Here is a 14858-nt window from a genome sequence, read left to right as displayed (position 1 = left end):
GCTGTAGCTTCATAAGACACTGCGGATAGCTGAATTCTTATGCTTCGTCAATCTGAATATTGTATACTTGCACAAAGCATGGATGGCTGATGGAGAGAGGATGAATGAATGGTCATGGCCAAAACACATGTGGAGGTATTAGCAGAAGAGCAGACACGGCTGGAAACGCTCCGGCTGGCCCGGCTGATTGAGGCTCATGTTACACGCGACGGGACAGCCGAGACAGCGATACCAGGATTGTATTTCAACCGCTACTCCAGAACGGAGCCGTCCGATTACATGCATACCATGCAGTGGCCAACCGTAGGCATTGCCGCGCAGGGGACCAAAATCCTCAAGATCGGCGGACAGACCTCCGAATACAGCGGCTCACGTATCCTGGTTGCGCCCGTAGCAGTGCCGATCAGCATGCAAACGATTCAAGCGAGCACCTCAGAGCCTTTCCTTGGAGTAGGCGTCTATCTCGATCCGCACAAAATCGCTGCGCTGATCCCGAAGATCTATCCGAACGGTCTGCCAAAAACCGGCCAGCGCAGCGCAAGCTATGTACTCGAAGGCGAGCCTGCCTTAATCGGCGCGGTGGCCCGGCTGGTGGCCTGCCTGGACGAGCCCGGAGATAACGGCCTGCTGGCCTCGCTTGCGATGGATGAAATTTTTGTCCGGCTGCTGCGCAGTCCAATCGGCGTATATGTAGCCGAGACCGTGCTGGCCGGGTCGGATGTCCAGCGCGTCGCCAAAGCGATCGATTGGCTGCGGAGCCACTTCGCGGAATCACTGACTATTGCCGAGCTGGCCGCCATGGTTCATCTCAGTGAATCCTCGTTCCGCGAATATTTCAAGGCGGTGACCTCAATGAGTCCGCTGCAGTATCAGAAGGCGCTCCGGCTTCAGGAGGCGCGGCGGCTGATGCTGTCCGGCGGGCGGGATATCACCACGGCCTGCCGCCTGGTCGGGTATATTAGCGACTCACAGTTCAGTCGGGATTACAGCCGGTTTTTCGGCAATCCGCCAAGCCGTGATATTGCCAAATGGAAATAACAGCAGTGGGAATACGGGTGTTTTTCCGTTGAATCGGGCAAAAAATCAAGCGGAACGGTCAAACGTTCCGGCAGCGATCCGTCTATACTGAATCGTATCCGAAGCCGCAGGCTGGCGAATCGGAAATGATTGCCGGAACAAGCTGCTGAATAAAGGCTTGATTTCTTGAGGAGGACACCGGAATGCGGATTTTTGTAACAGGAGCAAGCGGCTTTATCGGGTCGGCAGTGGTTCGGGAACTGCTTGAGGGCGGACACCAAGTCTCCGGGCTGGTACGCTCGAAGGAAGCGGCGGGGCGGCTGGAAGCTAACGGAACGAGAGCCGTTCGCGGCTCTATTGAGAATACGGAGCTTTTACGCCGGGAAGCGGCAGGGGCCGATGCTGTTGTGCATACAGCTTTTTATCATAAGTTTTCCCATGCCGGCTTGCCAGCGAAACTGCGGATTATGCTGGGCGGAAGTCCGGCCCGGGCGGCGGCCCGTTTCATGGCGGCGGCGGTCGGCACGGATTGCCGCGCCATTCAGGCTTTGGGAGCCGGGCTGTCAGAGCGGTCTGGTGCGCTTGTAATTGCGATCCCCACCATGACGCTCACTCCCGGAAGGCTGGCGACTGAGGAGGATGCGGGAGACGCCTCGTCCATCGGAGGAGGACGCGTGGCGTCGGAGAAGGCTGTGCTCGCGCTTGCCGGTTCCGGCGTCCGGGCATCGCTGGTGCGCCTGCCGCCGATCGTATACGGCACAGGTGACCGGGGCGGCCTGTTGCCCAGCCTGATCCGGGCCGCAAGGTCCAAGGGAGCCGCCGCCTATATCGGGCAAGGCACCAATCGTTGGCCTGCCGTGCACCGGCTGGACGCAGCGCGTCTGTTCAGGCTGGCCGTAGAGCAGGCCCCTTCAGGTTCGCGGCTTCATGCGGTCGGGGAAGAAGGAATACCTTTCAGGCAGATTGCGGAAGCGATTGCCCGGCAGGCGAACATTCCCTCTAAGCAGATCGTTCACGGAGAAGCGGGCAAATATTTCGGCTGGCTGGGCCCGTTTGCTGCAACCGACAATCCTGTGTCTTCAGCGTTGACCCGTGAACGTTACGGCTGGAACCCGCAGGAGCGCGGTCTGCTGGCTGAAATCGAGCGGGGTGATTATTTTGTGGGCAACTCGCTGCGATAAGCGAATTTGCGCTAACACAACGTATGCTGTTTTTCACATACATTCAGGCCGGGTGCCTGCTTGCGAGCACAATGTATACTGTTTTCCACATGCATTCAGGCCGGATGCCTGCTTGCGAGCACAACGTATGCTGTTTTTCACATACATTCAGGCCGGATGCGTGCTTGCGAACTCAATGTATACTGTTTTTCACATACATTCAGCAACAAAGTCACTCTGCGAATCATTAAAGAGAATGTCTTCTCTCACCGGTCGCTTGTAGAGAGAATTGTTGCACTTTTTGCAGGATTCCTCCACATCTATGACTGGATGCAAGTACATTGTTGCATTAATTGCACAAATTCCGGCGCGGAGAGCAAGTTAGCCTGTGTTTTGTTGCAGTTTGTGCAGGATTTCAGCATAGACCGCTTCTACGGGACAGAATTGTTGTACTTCTTGCAGGATTTCTCTATAACTGTTACTGGCTGTGAAGCATGGAGCCCATCCCAACAAAAGAAATTCATAATTACCTAAACAACGAGAAGGAGCTTTCCAAAAAGTCAGTACAACCTGACTCTTCAGAAAGCTCCTGTTTGTTGTCCCTGATGCTGCCCGTCCCCTGTTCAGGATTCCTCCCGGCACAGTGGAACCTTCATGCCGGTAACGGCAAGCGTAACCTTCTCCGGCAGAATATAATCCTTCGCCAGATTTACATCATGCGACATATGCGTGTAGATGGCCCGGTGCGGCTGGACGGTCTCCAGGACGTCGGCGGCTTCGGTCATATCGTACACAGAGCGGGTGGACAGTTCAGCGGCTTCGTAATAAAAGCTGGTCCCCAGCACCAGCAGGTCCGCCCCGTGCATCGGCTTAAGCTCCTCCGGCGTCAGCGAGATCGAGTCCGGGCAATACACCCAGGCATAGTCCTCCTTATCCAGCCGGTAGGCATAGGAATACCCGTTTTTGCCGTGGTTCACCCGCCACGTTGTAATCTGCCAGCCGTCCAGTGTGACCCCGTCATCGCAGGGAATCATGTCGATATGTCCGGTCAGCCACGGGTATTGCCGCTGAATGACCGGGATGACCTCCGCCGGAGCATACAGCTCGCCCCGGAAGCCCATCCAGCGGCAGCTGTCGGCCCATTCCGGCAGCCCGCCGATATGGTCGAAGTGGGCATGGGTGACCAGCAGACGCTGCATCTTACGCAGCCCCAGCAGCTCCATCTGCCGCCGCCAGTCCGGCCCGCAGTCAACCGCCAGGAATCCGCTGCCGTTATCGATCAGCACCGAGGAACGCAGGCGGTTATTGCGCCCGGTCGTTCTCGCTTCCGTACAGGTCTCACAGTCACAGTACACACGGGGTACACCCATGGCATCCCCCGTCCCCAGAAACACTAATGTATCCATAAGCCTGCCCTCCAAGCACCGTCTATTTTAAATATAAGAATTTATATGTTCCACACGATAACTTATCCTTATATTTCTCGCTGAAACGGGTGCCGTCCTTAAAAGGACGACATAGCCGTTTCCACTTGGCCAGAATCGTTCAACCCGTATATTATAGTACAGCAGCCGCACCATTGCATCCTAAGGCCGCACAAGAATAAAGAGCCGCCCTCCAGCCCCACCCGGCCGCAGAACAGCTCTCCTGTTTTGACGCAAATCCCGCTCAGATTCCGGCCAGCACCTGATACCAGATGCCGCGCTTGGCATAGAGCGTCGTCCGGACCTCCTCCCAGCCGCCAAGGTAGCCGATATCGAACAATCCCGCAGGCACCGGATACCGGTCCTTATGCTCCGCATAGACCTGCTGGTTCACCGGACGGAAGCCGAATTTGGCGAAAATCTCCTGCGCCTCAGGCGTCGTCAGATAATCCACCAGCGCCTCCGCTGCCGCCCGGGTGCCATGCTCATCCGCATATTTGTCCACCACCGCCGCCGGATTCTCAATGAGAATGGTATCCCGGGGGATGACCACCTCGTACTTCACGCCCTGGGCAATCCGCGCCAGCAGCTCGTTCTCATACGTAACGATGACATCGCCCACCCCGTACTCGAAGGCGGCCATGGAGGCGCGCCCGCTTTTGTCCAGAGATTCGATATTAGCATGGATGCTCTCCAGAAAAGCCTTAGCTGCCGCAGGGTCCTTCTTCCCCTCCTGCTCCTCGGACCGCTTCAGACCGGCCCCGTAGATGGCATTAATGTCCCACTGGGCTCCGCCGGAGGTCTTCGGATTAGGATAGAGCACCTTCACGCCAGGCTTCGCCAGATCGGCGAAATCATGAATCCCCTTCGGATTGCCCTCCCGGGTGCCCAGCGCCACGACCGACCGTGTAACCATTCCGGCCTCGCCGTGCTGCTTCCAGTCCTTCCCGACCAGCCCGGCCTTGACCAGCTTCTCCACATCTCCCTCCATCGCCAGCAGGGTCACATCGGCCTCGAAGCCGCCCGCGATCGCCCGCGCCTGGGTGCCGGAGGCCTCATACGACTGCTGGAAGACGAGGGTCTGACCAGTCTCCGCCCGCCATTTCTCCGCGAATAATGGCAGAATCTCGCCCATGGCATCCTTGGCTACGCTGTAAGCGCCAATGACCAGGGTCAGGTCCCCCTTCTGCGCCGCAGGGGCGGCTGAGTCTGCCCGCTCATCCGTGCAGCCGGCGGCGGTCAGCGTGAATACCGTCAGCATCAGGACGGCCAGCCATGTGTGCAGTTGTCTGCTCCCTCTGATAAGCCTCATAGCGGCGACACATCCTACCTGTTATTTTTAGATAAATACCGGCATCGGGTCTTCCTTCAGCCCATTCTCCTGAATCCAGCTCCGCTCTTCATTGAACAGGTAAGCGCGGTGCACGAGCACTGAGATTTCCTGTCCCGGCGTCAGGGTCTCCTTCTCCAGCGAACGGTAGGTGACCAGCTTATGCCCGTTCACTTCCACCTCCACCAGCCATTCGCTGCCGCGGAAATGCAGATGCTTCACGATGCCCCGCTCCGTCGCCGAAGCCATTTTGAATTCATGCAACTGGCCTACCTCGATATACTCAGGCCGGATCAGCGCCTTCGTCGGCTTGCCGCCGCCCGCTCCCTTGAAGCCCTTCAGCTCGGAGGCACTCTCAATCAGCGTAGACTCACCAATAAAGGTCGCCACGAACGGCGTCTTCGGCTCCTTGTAAATATCCCAAGGTGTCCCCTTCTGCTCCAGACGGCCTTGATTGATAATCATGATCTCATCCGCCACTTCAATCGCCTCATCCTGGTCATGGGTGACGAAGATCGAGGTAATGCCAACCCGTTCGATCAGCTCCCTCAGCCAGGAACGCAGCTCCTGACGGATCTTCGCATCAATCGCCGCGAACGGCTCATCCAGCAGCAGCAGCTGCGGCTCCGGAGCCAGCGCCCGGGCGAAGGCCACCCGCTGGCGCTGTCCGCCCGAGAGCTGATGCGGATAGCGCTTCTCGAAGCCCTTCAGCCCGGTCAGCTCGACCAGCTCGGCGACGCGGTCACGGATGAACGCCTTGTTCGCCTTCTTCACCTTCAGCCCGAAGGCGATGTTCTCGAACACTGTCATGTGCTTGAACAGCGCATAGTTCTGGAACACGAAGCCGATCCCGCGCTCCTGCGGCGGAAGATGGTTCACCGCCTGGCCATGAAAAATAATCTCCCCGCTGTCCGGCGTCTCCAGGCCCGCCAGCATGCGCAGAATGGAGGTTTTGCCGCCGCCGCTCGGGCCGAGCAGCCCGATCAGATGGCCTTTGGTAATTCCGAAATGAACGTCCTTCACGGCATGGAAATCTCCAAAATGCTTATCGAGTCCCCGGACCTCTACATGCATAATTAGTGCCCTCCCTTTCTTCTCTTGCTCCATTCCATAAGCAGCAGCAGTCCTGCGGAGAATGCGGCCAGCACCAGCGCTATGCCGCCTGCAGCCGTAACATTGAAATTCTCAACATCCTGATACACCAGCGTGGTAGCCGTCTGGGTCCGGTTCATAATGTTGCCGGATACGACAAGCACCGCACCGAATTCACCCAGCGAGCGGGCAACGGTCAGAATCACCCCGTAGATGACGGCCCAGCGGATAGACGGCCAGGTCACCTTCCAGAAGGTGGTCCAGCCATAGGCGCCAAGTGTGGACGCCGCCTCTTCCTGCTGGGAGCCGATCTCCTGCAGCACCGGCATTACCTCGCGCACCATCAGCGGGAAGGTCACGAACAGGGTGGCAATGACCATTCCCGGCAGCGCATAGACAATTTTGACGCCAATCTGTTCAAACAATCCCCCAAGCGCACTGTCCGGCCCCAGCAGCAGCACGATCATCAGACCGCCGATGACCGGCGAGACCGCATAAGGCAGATCCACAATGCTGTTCAGCAGGCCGCGCAGACGCCGCCCCAGCCAGTTCGCCCGAACCAGATACAAGGCCATCATAATGCCGAACAGCGTGTTCAGCAGCGTCACTACGATCACAACAAGTCCGGTCATCATCAGCGCATGCAGCGCTTCAGGCCGGGTCAGCGCATTCCAGAAGCCGCTCCAGCCCTGGCTGAAGGCGCCTGTAATCATTTTGCCTAAGGGGGCGGCAATCAGCAGGATAAAGACAAGATAAGTCAGTCCGATCCACACTCTTCTCATGCTCTTCTCCCCCGCATCTGCACCAGGCTGATCAGCCAGAGAATCGCGAAGGATAAGGTCAGCAGAAGAATCGACACCGCAGCGGCCCCCACCGGATTGTCGCTCTCTACCTCTCCGAAGATGAACACCGACGACACCAGCGTACGCCCCGGAATATTGCCAGCTACCAGAACTACTGCACCGAATTCGGCCAGCGCCCGCGAGAAGGCCAGCATCCCGCCGCTAATCATACCGGGCAGCATCGAAGGAAGGATAACCTGCAGGAACACCCGGACAGGCCGCGCCCCCATCGTATACGCCGCCTCTTCTTCAGAAGCATCCAGCTCCTCCAGCAGCGGCTGCACCGCCCGGATTACGAAGGGGAACGTGACGAACACCATCGCAATCACAATCGCCGGCTGATGGAACACAATCTCGAAGCCCAGCGACTCCGCAAGGCCCCCAATCAGGCTTCCCGGCCCGAGCAGCAGCAGAATCATGAGTCCTCCAACCGCAGTCGGCAGCGCAAACGGGAGATCCACCAGACTGTTCAGCAGCGCCCTTCCCGGGAATTTGTAGCGGATAAGCACCCAGGCGGTCATCGTTCCAAGCACCACATTAATAAATGCAGCAATGACAGCCAGCTTGAGCGTTAACAGGACCGACTTCCAGGCAATCGGATCAAGTATGCTCTCGGTGAAGCTTCTAAGGCCCAGCGAGAATGAATTGTAATAGACGCCGAGTATGGGTAATACAATCAGCACTACGAAGTACAGTAGAATCGTTGTGCGAAACCCCCAAGTCCAGCCCTTGTGCCTGATCAGTGAATTCAATGGATAAGCCCCCCACCTCCGGATGTCCGGTCGGCATACTTGCCTTTAAGGTTTGATTATTCCTATTAATATACTTGGTTTTAAGTTATCATTACTTTACCAAACACTGCCTGAATCCGTCAATTACTTTTATAGCGTTTGGGTAAAAGTATAAGTAACAAACACTTTGGTCCAATAAGGAGAGGATTTCATGAAGCTGCATACGATGGAGATTAGCACCAGCAAACGGGATGAATTACGCGATATTACGCGGGAAGTCCAAGCCTATGTGAAGAAAAGCGGAGTGCAAAACGGTATCATCACCGTCTACTGTCCACACACGACAGCCGGAATCGCGATCAATGAGAATGCCGATCCTGATGTGAAGCATGATGTGATCATGCGGCTTGACGAGGTTTTTCCGTGGGAGCATCCCAAATACCGCCATGCTGAAGGCAATACCGCCAGCCACCTGAAGTCGATTACGGCCGGTCCCTCGCAGACCCTCATCATCCATGAAGGTGCAGTCCTGCTGGGCCGCTGGCAGGGGATCTATTTCTGTGAATTCGACGGCCCCAGGCACCGCCAGTATTATCTCAAAATCGTGGAAGGCTAAAATACCCCAAAATATAAGAAGAGCAGCCCCGGCGTTACCGGCGGGGCTGCTCTCTATATTATTTATAGCTTCTATAACACTTTCACCAGGCAATGTTATACCAATGCAACGCTCTAAAGTGCAAAGCAATAAAAAAACGGCTTCCTACAGGCTGCGGCTTAATACCTTGACATGGGTAATCGCCGCTTGCTTCACATCCTCAAAATGCACCTTATCCTGAATATAATAAGAAATAAAGCCGTGAGCGGACAGGAACAAGGTCAGTGGCACACTCTGCCAATCCTCGGACACATATCCCTCTTCCTTCATATGGCGGCGGACAATACTAGCAAATAACTCGAAACATCGGCCCTGTTCTGCCCGGCAATACGCCAGCAGCTCTTCGTCACGGATCATGAACATAATCTCATACTGATACGGATGGTCTAGCCCGAACCGGATGAACTCCATCATCAGCTGCTCCACCCGGGTCATGCCTTCTACCGGCGGAGCTTCCATGGCTTCATTCAGCAGGGAGGCCACATAATTGAAATCCTCGACAACGATTGCGTAGAATAGTTCAGCCTTCTCTTTGAAATGGTAATATAAAGAGCCGTGGCTATACCCCAGGTGCTGGCCAATACTGCGCATCGAAATGGCACGGTACCCTTTGGTGATGAAAAGATGCCTCGCCGCCTCCAATATTCTCTCTCTCGACAACTCCTGTTCCACTGCTCTTCTTGCCATCGCTTATTCCCCTTCGCTGTAGTAAAGCCGCCGCCCTTCTGTAACCCGGGCTTGCCCCCCGGTAAGATCGGTTATCCATGCGATAAATGCGTCACCTTCATCATTGCGCGGAAGACACAGCAGTGTAACTTTATCCGTGAACAAAGTCTCCCCTGTCTGGATATTCCTGCCCCGCAGCGCATTCTCCACCTTGCCCAGCCAGGTGTACTCGATTTCCACGAATACCTCCCGTCTCAGCACGCGTGTGATGACCTCTCCGGCTTCCAGCGCCAGCACAGCACCGTCAGTATAGGCCCGGATCAGTCCGCCTGCGCCCAGCATAATGCCTCCGAAATAACGGGTAACGACAATAGCGACATTCTTCACCTGTTGGCTGCGGATTACCTCCAAAATCGGTTTCCCGGCCGTTCCACCCGGTTCCCCGTCGTCAGACTGTCTCTGGATCTCATCCCTCTCACCAATCATATAAGCAGAACAGTTATGTGTAGCATTCCAGTGCTGCTTCTTGATGGTATCGATAAACTGCAGTGCTTCCTCTTCGTTCTCCACCGGCATGACATGCCCGATGAAGCGTGATTTACGGATGACGACCTCCCGCGAGCCGGGAGCACGCACCGTACGGTATTGTTCCAGCATCTGTTGTCCATTCCTTAATATACAAGTGATGACTTGATATATATCTAGGAGCAGCCCCGGTAATGGCTACCTATGGACTGCTCCTGATGACTAAAGTTAGGTTGAGAAAATCTGCGTAAAAGCAGGTACTACTCGGTCAGTCTGGCTTCCAGCTCAGCCTTCTCCTTCTCGTAGCCCGGCTTGCCCAGCAATGCGAACATATTCTTCTTGTACGCTTCAACGCCCGGCTGGTCAAATGGATTCACGCCCAGCAGGTATCCGCTGATGCCGCAGGCTTTCTCGAAGAAGTACACCAGATAGCCGAAGGTATACGGTGTCTGGTCAGGAATCGTCACAATCAGGTTCGGCACCTGTCCGTCGGTGTGCGCCAGCATTGTGCCCTGGAACGCCTTCTTGTTAACAAAATCCATCGTCTGCCCGGTCAGGAAGTTGAGGCCGTCCAGATCATCCGGATCATTCTCGATGGTTACATGGTGCTGCACATTCTCAACCTGAATAACGGTCTCGAAGATATTGCGGTTCCCCTCTTGAATGAACTGCCCCATGGAGTGCAGGTCTGTCGAGAAGTCAACGGAGGAAGGATAGATCCCCTTGAAGTCCTTGCCTTCGCTCTCGCCGTAGAGCTGCTTCCACCATTCGGAGACGAAGTGCAGGGAAGGCTCGTAGTTCACGAGAATCTCAGTAGTCTTGCCTTTGCGGTAGAGCGCGTTGCGCACTGCTGCATATTGGTAGCTCTCATTGGTCGCTACATCAGGGTTGTTGAAGTCATCGGCTGCGGCAGCCGCTCCCTGCATCATTTCTTCAATGTTAATTCCGGCAACAGCAATCGGCAGGAGGCCTACCGGTGTCAGTACGGAATAACGTCCGCCTACATCATCCGGGATGATGAACGACTCATAGCCTTCTTCATTGGCCAGCTTCTTGAGTGCGCCCTTCTCCTTGTCTGTAGTTGCGTAGATACGCTTGCGGGCTTCTTCCTTGCCGTACTTCTTCTCCAGCGCTGCGCGGAAGATACGGAAGGCAATCGCCGGTTCAGTCGTCGTACCGGATTTGGAGATGACGTTCACGGAGAAGTCCTTGCCTTCTACCAGATCAAGCAGGTGCGTGATGTAGGTCGAGCTGATGTTGTTGCCGGCAAAATAAATCTCAGGCGTCTTGCGCTTGTCTTTGGACAGGTTGTTGTAGAAGGAGTGCGACAGTGCTTCAATCGCAGCCCGTGCTCCCAGGTAGGAGCCGCCGATGCCGATAACGATCAGCACCTCGGAATCATTCTGAATCTTCTTGGCCGCCTGCTGGATGCGGGCGAATTCTTCCTTGTCATACGCTGTCGGGAGATCAATCCAGCCCAGGTAATCGGAGCCGGCTCCGCTCTTGTTATGCAGCTGCTCGTGGGCCAGCTTCACCGGAGCGGCGAAGTAGTCAATCTCGGTCTGGCTGAAGAAGGAAAGGGCTTTGGTGTAGTCAAACTTAATCTTCTTGGACATCGGTAATGGTAGCCTCCTGTGTATCTCTTTAGATTTGACACCGTTTGATGCAACATTATACTCTAGGATACTTTAATTTCCCTTGACTGGCAAGGTCTTAGGGCACATCCCCGCCTGAAGCACATGTTAAGATTCATCACATGGAAACGGTTACCCGATACGCCCTGCAATTGTTCAGTCCAGAGCTGTGGAAGCGGCCGGAACCATCTGTTAGAATGAAAGACAAACTTGGTTACTATAGCACGATTCCAAAGAGCAAAGGTGGACAAATGAAATGAAGCAAATCGGCTTTATCGGACTCGGAACAATGGGCGCGCCAATGGCCTCTAACCTGCTGCGCAGCGGCTTTGACGTTACCGTGTACAACCGCACAGCAGACAAGTGTAAGCCGCTGGAGCAGGAAGGCGCGAAGACTGCTGCAACTCCGCAGGCGGCCGCTGCAGGCAAGGATGTTATTATTACCATGATCAGCAATGACGATTCGATCCGTGAGGTGTTCTACGGTGATAACGGCATCCTTGCTGTCCTCCAGCCGGGCGTTACCGTCATCGATTCCAGCACCATCTCCCCCGGCTTGGCCAAGGAGCTGGCCGCTGCCATTGAAGCGAGGGGCAGCAGCTTCCTTGATGCGCCGGTAACCGGCAGCAAGCCGGCGGCGATTGACGGCACCCTGGTCTTCATGGTCGGCGGTCATGCCGAGGTGATTGAACAGCACCGTGACCTCTTCGACTCTATGGGCAGACTGCTGCTGCATATGGGCGGGAACGGCAGCGGCGCTGTTGCCAAGCTGGCTCACAATGCCATGGTCGGCATTCATAATGCCGCGCTCGCGGAAGGCTTCTCGATCGCAGTGAAGTCCGGCGTTCCCGCCGACAAGTTCCTTGAGCTGGTGAAGAACGGATCAGCCGGCAGCAAACAGGCCGAGCTGAAGGGCCAGAAGATTATCGACAGCGACTTCAGCAACCAGTTCTCCCTTGCGCTGATGCTCAAGGATCTTAAGCTGGCCTCCTCGCTCAGCGATGCCACCGGCGTCCCTGCGCCTATGCTGGGCGTAGCCAAAAGCCTGTTCCAGGCCGGCTTCAATCACGGCTACGGCGACGAGGATCTGTCCGCTGTAGTCAAGACCTACGAGGATTGGATCGGCAAGAAAATCGGCGAAGGTAACTAATGTAACGGCAATTTTTTCAGAATCTGTTTACTATGGTGTTACACACTAATGTAAACAGGGGAGGAAATTTCAATGCTGACCTTTGAATTCGCCGAGCCACAGGATGCTGCCGTGTTGGCAGACGTACAGAAAAGAACCTTCAATGACGATGCCCGCCGTTATCAGAATAAAGATGAGGACGGCCCTCCGGGTTATGATTCGGTGTCCTGGCAGGCGGAGCAAATGCAGCAAGGCCATTATTACAAGCTTCTGGATAATGGGAAGATTATCGGGGGAATGATCATTTTCCCGTCGCCCTCAGAAGAAGAATGCCATCTCGGCCGCATCTTCATCGATCCGCTCTACCAGAATCAAGGCTTTGGGCATGAAGCGATGCACTTCTTATTGGCCAAATACCCTGCGGCCAAGCGCTGGACGCTGGACACCCCTTCGTGGGCCGTCCGGAATCATCACTTCTATGAGAAGCACGGCTTCGTCCGTACCGGAGAGATCTATGATGCCGAGAGCAGCCAGAGCATCTGGGAGTATGAGCGGATACGTCCAGATTAACGAAGTGTAGCATAGATATCCTTAATTCGATTATGTTCGGTTTTTCGCATACACTCTGCCCGCAACCATAGATAAGGTGCCCTGGAATTCCAGGGCACCTTTCTTTGCATTCATACGCATGGATGTCTAATTAGGGTGAGAACGCAAAAATACCGGTGATTTCATCACCGGTAATAGAAGATTATTTTACAGTACGTATACAAAAAAACATATGATTTCCTTGCGTTAACTATAAAATTAATATAGCACAGAAATGTCAACATAACAAGCATTTTTATGGAAAACGAAGAAAATAAATGATTCCCCCCCCCGCCAGCCTGGCAGCAAGGATCAAGAAGCCTCCTGGTGCTGCTGTCGCCCACGCCTCCCCTGATGATATGATCTTCTGCACGAAGGAGGCGACTGACATGCAAATCAGACTGAGAGAGATCCGCAAAAGCTTCAGGGTGTACAAACGGCCCGAAGGAAAATGGGGGCTGCTGAGAGGCGCGTTTATGCGGAATGTTACCCGGGTGGATGCACTCGGAGGCATCAGCTTTGATATTGAGGAGGGTGAACTGGTAGGTTACATTGGCCCGAACGGTGCCGGCAAATCCACCTCCGTCAAGGTGATGAGCGGCATCCTGACACCGGACAGCGGAGAATGCACCATCCTGGGTAAGGTTCCGTGGAAGCACCGTGTAGAGCATGTCTCCAAGATCGGCGTCGTGTTTGGCCAGCGTTCACAGCTATGGTGGGATGTGCCGGTGGCTGACTCTTTTGACGTACTGAAGGATATCTATGCCATTCCCCCAGGCGACTACAGATTAAGACTATCGGAGTTATCGGCAACGCTTGGTGTGGAAGCGCTCTTAAGGACGCCGGTAAGACAGCTGTCGCTCGGGCAGCGGATGCGATGTGAACTGGTGGCGGCGCTGCTGCACCGGCCGAAGCTTCTTTTTCTGGATGAGCCGACCATCGGACTCGATGCGGTATCCAAGCTGGCGCTGCGCAATTTCCTGAAGGAGGAGAACCGGAAGCACGGGATTACGATGCTGCTGACCACTCATGATATGGATGACATTGAGGCATTATGCCAGCGGGTCATGGTGATCGGGCACGGCCAACTGCTCTATGACGGACAGCTCTCGGGCCTGCAGAAGAGGTATGCTCCAGAGGTCGTTATGAAAGTGAATACGGATGCGATGATTGCGGCTATGTACAATGACTTGGCTTTGGGTTAAGCCCATCAGCCTACCAGGAGGTGCACGATGAACTTTAGAAATACATGCCGGGCCTGCCGCTCCCTCTTCCGGATTCGAATGGCCGAAGGGCTTCAATACCGCGTATCCGCCATATCAGGTACAATGGTCGGTGTGTTCTGGGCGCTTATAGAATGTGTGCTGTTCACCGTGTTCTATACATACAGCGAGAACGGCTCCTGGAACAATAACGGGCTCAGCCTTCCGCAGGCCATATCCTATGTCTGGCTGGCCCAGGGACTGTTTGTGCTCCAGAGTATGAACATCGACAGCGAGATTATGGGCAAAATCAACAACGGCGACGTCGGTATCGAGCTATGCCGCCCTATGAACCTGTACACCCACTGGTTCGTCAAAAGCTCGGCCGGTAAGCTAGGCACCAGTTGGATGCGGGGACTGTCCACCGTGCTCATTGGTCTGCTGATGCCTGCCGGTTATGCCCTGGGCGGGCCGGCCTCCCTGCCGGCACTGTTCTGTTTTCTGCTGTCGGTGGTTATGGCGTTTGTGCTGTGCTCGTCCTTCGCCATGCTGGTGACCGCGATCCGTCTGAACATTACGTGGGGTGACGGGCCGACCTATATGCTGCTGCTGGTGAGCGGGGTGTTGTCCGGCACCTATCTTCCCCTGAGGCTCTGGCCGGAATCCATGCAGACCTTCCTGTACCTGCAGCCGTTTGGCGGATTCGCCGACATCCCCCTGCAGCTCTATATAGGAAGCGTGGCTCCTGCCGCCGCACTTCCAGGCATCGGCTTACAGCTCCTCTGGAGCCTCATCTTCATCGCAGCGGGCCGGTTCATCATGCAACGCAGACTGCACAGCATTATCGTCCAGGGAGGGTGAGA

At 55.3% G+C, this 14858-nt stretch carries 15 protein-coding genes; 7 read left to right on the top strand and 8 right to left on the bottom strand.

From position 1 onward, the window contains the following. The first annotated feature begins 114 nt into the window (after positions 1–114). Complete coding sequence (locus MHI24_RS22840; RefSeq protein ID WP_340021812.1) at positions 115–1038, top strand: AraC family transcriptional regulator; 924 nt, start codon at positions 115–117, stop codon at positions 1036–1038. Between the two features lie 182 nt (positions 1039–1220). Next, positions 1221–2198 carry an SDR family oxidoreductase gene (locus MHI24_RS22835; protein WP_340021811.1) on the top strand — a complete coding sequence of 326 codons (978 nt, stop codon included), beginning with the start codon at positions 1221–1223 and terminating at the stop codon, positions 2196–2198. A gap of 602 nt (positions 2199–2800) precedes the next feature. Here MHI24_RS22835 and MHI24_RS22830 read toward each other — a convergent pair. The 5 genes from MHI24_RS22830 to cysT form a co-directional block, all read right to left on the bottom strand. Further along, positions 2801–3583, bottom strand: a complete 783-nt coding sequence (locus MHI24_RS22830) for an MBL fold metallo-hydrolase (RefSeq protein ID WP_340021810.1) — start codon at positions 3581–3583, stop codon at positions 2801–2803. 262 nt (positions 3584–3845) lie between these two features. Then, on the bottom strand, positions 3846–4913 hold the full coding sequence (locus MHI24_RS22825; RefSeq protein WP_340021809.1) for a sulfate ABC transporter substrate-binding protein: 1068 nt from the start codon (positions 4911–4913) through the stop codon (positions 3846–3848). 27 nt (positions 4914–4940) lie between these two features. Next, entirely contained in the window at positions 4941–6005 is a 1065-nt protein-coding gene (gene cysA, locus MHI24_RS22820) for a sulfate ABC transporter ATP-binding protein (RefSeq protein ID WP_340021808.1), read from the bottom strand. A 2-nt stretch (positions 6006–6007) separates the two neighbouring features. Beyond that, a complete protein-coding gene (locus MHI24_RS22815; protein ID WP_340021807.1) occupies positions 6008–6805 on the bottom strand; it encodes a sulfate ABC transporter permease subunit in 798 nt (265 codons plus the stop codon). Then, positions 6802–7617: a sulfate ABC transporter permease subunit CysT gene (gene cysT, locus MHI24_RS22810; protein ID WP_340021806.1), complete on the bottom strand. Its 816-nt coding sequence runs from the start codon at positions 7615–7617 to the stop codon at positions 6802–6804. Before cysT ends, MHI24_RS22815 begins: the two co-directional genes overlap by 4 nt. 190 nt (positions 7618–7807) lie before the next feature. On the opposite strand from cysT, the gene MHI24_RS22805 reads away from it, so the two are divergent. After that, a complete protein-coding gene (locus MHI24_RS22805; RefSeq protein WP_340021805.1) occupies positions 7808–8212 on the top strand; it encodes a secondary thiamine-phosphate synthase enzyme YjbQ in 405 nt (134 codons plus the stop codon). A 144-nt stretch (positions 8213–8356) separates the two neighbouring features. Here MHI24_RS22805 and MHI24_RS22800 read toward each other — a convergent pair whose 3' ends face one another. The 3 genes from MHI24_RS22800 to MHI24_RS22790 form a co-directional block, all read right to left on the bottom strand. After that, positions 8357–8938: a TetR/AcrR family transcriptional regulator gene (locus MHI24_RS22800; RefSeq protein WP_340021804.1), complete on the bottom strand. Its 582-nt coding sequence runs from the start codon at positions 8936–8938 to the stop codon at positions 8357–8359. 3 nt (positions 8939–8941) lie between these two features. Further along, positions 8942–9574 (bottom strand): YigZ family protein, encoded by a 633-nt coding sequence (locus MHI24_RS22795; RefSeq protein ID WP_340021803.1) that lies wholly within the window; start codon positions 9572–9574, stop codon positions 8942–8944. A 128-nt stretch (positions 9575–9702) separates the two neighbouring features. Next, on the bottom strand, positions 9703–11058 hold the full coding sequence (locus MHI24_RS22790; RefSeq protein WP_340021802.1) for a glucose-6-phosphate isomerase: 1356 nt from the start codon (positions 11056–11058) through the stop codon (positions 9703–9705). Positions 11059–11332: 274 nt separating this feature from the next. Here MHI24_RS22790 and MHI24_RS22785 point away from each other — a divergent pair, with 274 nt between their 5' ends. From MHI24_RS22785 to MHI24_RS22770, 4 genes are all read left to right on the top strand, one after another. Then, positions 11333–12226, top strand: coding sequence for an NAD(P)-dependent oxidoreductase (locus tag MHI24_RS22785; protein WP_340021801.1), 894 nt, complete (start codon positions 11333–11335; stop codon positions 12224–12226). 72 nt (positions 12227–12298) lie between these two features. Beyond that, entirely contained in the window at positions 12299–12775 is a 477-nt protein-coding gene (locus MHI24_RS22780; protein ID WP_340021800.1) for a GNAT family N-acetyltransferase, read from the top strand. A gap of 407 nt (positions 12776–13182) precedes the next feature. Next, on the top strand, positions 13183–13998 hold the full coding sequence (locus MHI24_RS22775; protein ID WP_340021799.1) for an ATP-binding cassette domain-containing protein: 816 nt from the start codon (positions 13183–13185) through the stop codon (positions 13996–13998). Positions 13999–14025: 27 nt separating this feature from the next. After that, positions 14026–14856 (top strand): hypothetical protein, encoded by an 831-nt coding sequence (locus tag MHI24_RS22770; RefSeq protein WP_340021798.1) that lies wholly within the window; start codon positions 14026–14028, stop codon positions 14854–14856. Positions 14857–14858: the final 2 nt, after the last annotated feature.

Source organism: Paenibacillus sp. FSL K6-1096, assembly GCF_037977055.1.
In the GTDB taxonomy this organism is placed as follows: Bacteria; Bacillota; Bacilli; order Paenibacillales; family Paenibacillaceae; genus Paenibacillus_AQ.
Note: the sequence above shows the minus strand (reverse complement) of the source record. Positions and strands in the feature narration are given on the sequence as shown.

Excerpts from the sequence above, each read along its gene's own strand:
- MHI24_RS22815 (WP_340021807.1), bottom strand. The coding sequence starts at position 6,805 with ATGAGAAGAGTGTGGATCGGACTGACTTATCTTGTCTTTATCCTGCTG.
- MHI24_RS22785 (WP_340021801.1), top strand. The coding sequence starts at position 11,333 with ATGAAGCAAATCGGCTTTATCGGACTCGGAACAATGGGCGCGCCAATG.
- MHI24_RS22830 (WP_340021810.1), bottom strand. The coding sequence starts at position 3,583 with ATGGATACATTAGTGTTTCTGGGGACGGGGGATGCCATGGGTGTACCC.
- MHI24_RS22840 (WP_340021812.1), top strand. The coding sequence starts at position 115 with ATGGCCAAAACACATGTGGAGGTATTAGCAGAAGAGCAGACACGGCTG.
- MHI24_RS22835 (WP_340021811.1), top strand. The coding sequence starts at position 1,221 with ATGCGGATTTTTGTAACAGGAGCAAGCGGCTTTATCGGGTCGGCAGTG.
- cysA (WP_340021808.1), bottom strand. The coding sequence starts at position 6,005 with ATGCATGTAGAGGTCCGGGGACTCGATAAGCATTTTGGAGATTTCCAT.
- MHI24_RS22790 (WP_340021802.1), bottom strand. The coding sequence starts at position 11,058 with ATGTCCAAGAAGATTAAGTTTGACTACACCAAAGCCCTTTCCTTCTTC.
- MHI24_RS22800 (WP_340021804.1), bottom strand. The coding sequence starts at position 8,938 with ATGGCAAGAAGAGCAGTGGAACAGGAGTTGTCGAGAGAGAGAATATTG.
- MHI24_RS22805 (WP_340021805.1), top strand. The coding sequence starts at position 7,808 with ATGAAGCTGCATACGATGGAGATTAGCACCAGCAAACGGGATGAATTA.
- MHI24_RS22825 (WP_340021809.1), bottom strand. The coding sequence starts at position 4,913 with ATGAGGCTTATCAGAGGGAGCAGACAACTGCACACATGGCTGGCCGTC.
- MHI24_RS22795 (WP_340021803.1), bottom strand. The coding sequence starts at position 9,574 with ATGCTGGAACAATACCGTACGGTGCGTGCTCCCGGCTCGCGGGAGGTC.
- MHI24_RS22770 (WP_340021798.1), top strand. The coding sequence starts at position 14,026 with ATGAACTTTAGAAATACATGCCGGGCCTGCCGCTCCCTCTTCCGGATT.
- MHI24_RS22780 (WP_340021800.1), top strand. The coding sequence starts at position 12,299 with ATGCTGACCTTTGAATTCGCCGAGCCACAGGATGCTGCCGTGTTGGCA.
- MHI24_RS22775 (WP_340021799.1), top strand. The coding sequence starts at position 13,183 with ATGCAAATCAGACTGAGAGAGATCCGCAAAAGCTTCAGGGTGTACAAA.